The sequence below is a fragment of the Bradyrhizobium sp. genome, from assembly GCF_016462955.1.
In the GTDB taxonomy this organism is placed as follows: Bacteria; Pseudomonadota; Alphaproteobacteria; order Rhizobiales; family Xanthobacteraceae; genus Bradyrhizobium.
This window is the reverse complement of the sequence record NZ_JAEMSD010000397.1, coordinates 1-2,718: the sequence shown is the minus strand read 5'-3', so window position 1 is coordinate 2,718 and position 2,718 is coordinate 1. Positions and strand designations below refer to the sequence as shown.

General features: G+C 62.4%; 4 protein-coding genes. 3 read left to right on the top strand and 1 reads right to left on the bottom strand.

Annotated features, from left to right (window positions below; all coding sequences use genetic code 11):
• On the top strand, window positions 1-672 hold a 672-nt coding region (locus JHD07_RS29480), incomplete at its 5' end, for an NmrA family NAD(P)-binding protein (protein WP_291628545.1).
• Window positions 673-803: 131 nt separating this feature from the next.
• Here JHD07_RS29480 and JHD07_RS29475 read toward each other — a convergent pair.
• Window positions 804-1,367 (bottom strand): flavin reductase family protein, encoded by a 564-nt coding sequence (locus JHD07_RS29475; RefSeq protein ID WP_291628543.1) that lies wholly within the window; start codon window positions 1,365-1,367, stop codon window positions 804-806.
• 297 nt (window positions 1,368-1,664) lie between these two features.
• Between JHD07_RS29475 and JHD07_RS29470 the strand changes: the two genes are divergently transcribed.
• Both JHD07_RS29470 and JHD07_RS29465 read left to right on the top strand, forming a co-directional pair.
• Window positions 1,665-1,832 carry a hypothetical protein gene (locus JHD07_RS29470; protein WP_168176383.1) on the top strand — a complete coding sequence of 56 codons (168 nt, stop codon included), beginning with the start codon at window positions 1,665-1,667 and terminating at the stop codon, window positions 1,830-1,832.
• Between the two features lie 109 nt (window positions 1,833-1,941).
• A complete protein-coding gene (locus JHD07_RS29465; RefSeq protein ID WP_291628559.1) occupies window positions 1,942-2,385 on the top strand; it encodes a hypothetical protein in 444 nt (147 codons plus the stop codon).
• Window positions 2,386-2,718 lie beyond the last annotated feature (333 nt).

Genomic DNA, 2,718 nt, shown 5'->3' with positions numbered 1-2,718 from the left:
TTTCTGCTCAATGCGGTTACCGGCGATGAATTCACCCAGGCCATCATCACCCTCAACATCGCCCGGGAATCGGGTGTCGAGCGCGTGGTCTACCTGTCGGTGTTCGATGCCGATCGCGCCGTGAACGTCCCCCACTTCGCCGTGACGTCCGGTGCCGAACGCATGCTGCAGCAAATGGGTTTCAGCGCCACGATCCTGCGCCCATCCTACTTCATCGACAATGAGCACATGATCAAGGACGTCATCTTCAATCATGGTATCTATCCGATGCCGATCGGCAGCAAGGGCCTCGCCATGGTCGACGCCCGCGACATCGCCGAGGTCGCCGCGATCGAACTGATCCGCCGCGACGGGGCTCCGGGCACACTGCCGATCGAGACCATCAATCTGGTCGGACCCGACACGCTGACGGGCGCGGATGTGGCCACGATCTGGTCGGAAGTCCTCGGTCGCCCCATTGTTTATGGCGGCGATGATCCCAGCGGGTTCGAGCAGAACATGGCCACCTTCATGCCGAAATGGACGGCCTATGAAATGCGCTTGATGGCCGAACGCTATGTCAGCGAGGGCATGGTGCCGGAAGCCGGCGACATCGATCGCCTGATCAAAATCCTAGGCCGCCCGCTGCACTCATACCGCGACTTCGCTGTCGCGAACGGGCCTGCTGCCTGAGCGCTGCAGTTTCTCAAAGATATGTCCCTGATTGCTACTTGCGGCAGGGCCCCGGCCAGACCGACGACCAACCAGGCCAACCTGAGCGCACGCTTGGGTTGGTCTGGATTGCAAGCGCGCCGGGCATCGGCTCAGCCCAGCATTTCCGGTCTAAACAGAGAGCGGCGACTGATCACCTTGCCAGCCACCATGAACGCCCCATCGCCGGTGTAGTGCAGTGTCTCCGGGTGCTTGGGCGACGACGCGACATGCGCCTTCACCACTTCAAAGATGAAGAAGTTGTATTTCTCGACCATGGCAGCGTCATGAAGACGGCATTCAAAGCTTGCGTGGCACTCGCCAATCATCGGTGCATCGACTTCATTCGCCTCTTGGGCAGTCAGATCGAAACGCGAGAATTTGTCGACCTGCGCGCCGGTCGTATTACCTATGCCGACCACCGTGTCCGTCATCGCCGTGGTTGGAAGATTGATCACGCATTCACCGCTAGCGCGGATCATCTCGTGGCTGTGGTTGCCGCTGGAGATCATCAGCCCCACAAGCGACGGCGAGAACTCGAGAATTGTATGCCAGCCCAGCGTCATGATGTTGGTCGCGCCCTCGTGGTGTGAGGACACGAGCACGATCGGCCCGGGCTCGAGATAGCGCCGTACTTGGCTCACAGGGAAATCTCTCTTCTTCGGCAGCTTTCTCATTCAGCCTCCGTGACATGCCCTGACCAGATCATAGTGCTTCGAGCGGGTTCGAGACAGAGTATCGAGCGCGGCACAGAATAGACCCGGCCATTTCCGACCCGCACGACGCACCACTCCCCGCCTATCAGCGCTGATCCTTGGTCCAGCCGCGGACTTGTCGCCATCAACCCATAAAGGGTCGGCTATGCGAGCATGCCGCCACTTCGGCTGCGCCTGCGCGGTGATTGCAGTCCACGGCCGAACACTTCGGGCGCCTGTCGGCGGGGGATGGTCCCCCGCTCCAGCAGGAGCCCAGCAATGTCCCTCAACGACGCTCACGCCTTCGCCTTCAGCCTCGCCACCACCCTGATGGCCGCCATCGTCATCTTCCAGGCCGGCGACGGCACCCTCTCGGTGACGCCTGCCAGCGAATATGACGGCGACGCTTCGGAGATCATCCATGAGATCGATCCGTTCGCCCCGTAACGGAGCGATTTCCGCTCCCGACGCACGCGCATTTCGGCTATGGTCGCAGCGCGCCGTGGTGGTGGTGGAAGGCGCGATCGTCAGACATGAACGATTGGAGACCACCGCCATGATCATCCTCGCCATACTCGCATCCCTCACTGCCATCGGCTTGCTCTGCTGGCTGCTGTTCACCCTGGCCGTCTTCGCGCTTCCCGCCTTCGTCGGCGTGACCGCCGGCGCATGGGCCCACGACAGCGGCGCCGGCATAGCCGGCGCGATCGTCGTCGGCGCGATTGCGGCCGCAATGACGCTCGCGGTCGGGCACCTTCTGATCGCCTTCGTCCGTCCGATGTGGCTGAAGCTCGTCGTGGCGATCGCCTTCGTCGCCCCTGCGGCGATCGCGGGTTTCCACGCCACTCATGGCATCGTGAAGCACCTGATGCCATCCGAGGCGTGGCAGATCGCCTTCTCGATCATCGGCGCCGTTGCGGTCGGGATCACCGCTTTCGTCCGGGTCGCTGGAATGGCGACGGCCCCAGGCCCATCCGGCCGGGATCTTGTTCGAGCCTGACCATCGTCGTCATCGTGGTTGCGGAGGACAGAGCGACGTGGCGAGAACCGCGTCCCGTCGCCACCGAGATTGCGGATGAGAAGCGTGCCACGAACCGACTGCCGCCCCTGAAAGCGACCCGCGTTGGAGCACTTGGGGCAATGCCACCACCGCATCCGTTCTTGACCCGAAGGAAGAGGCTTTTCCGGTAGCGATGGAGGGAGATGCAGCAGTCATGCCCAGACCAGGGTGACGAAGGCGATGATATCTGCCGGGACACCGGCTTTGCGGTGCGAAGCGCCGCCATTTTCTCCGTTGTCTGACCGTGCCTCGACCGCTCCAAACGGCCTCTTC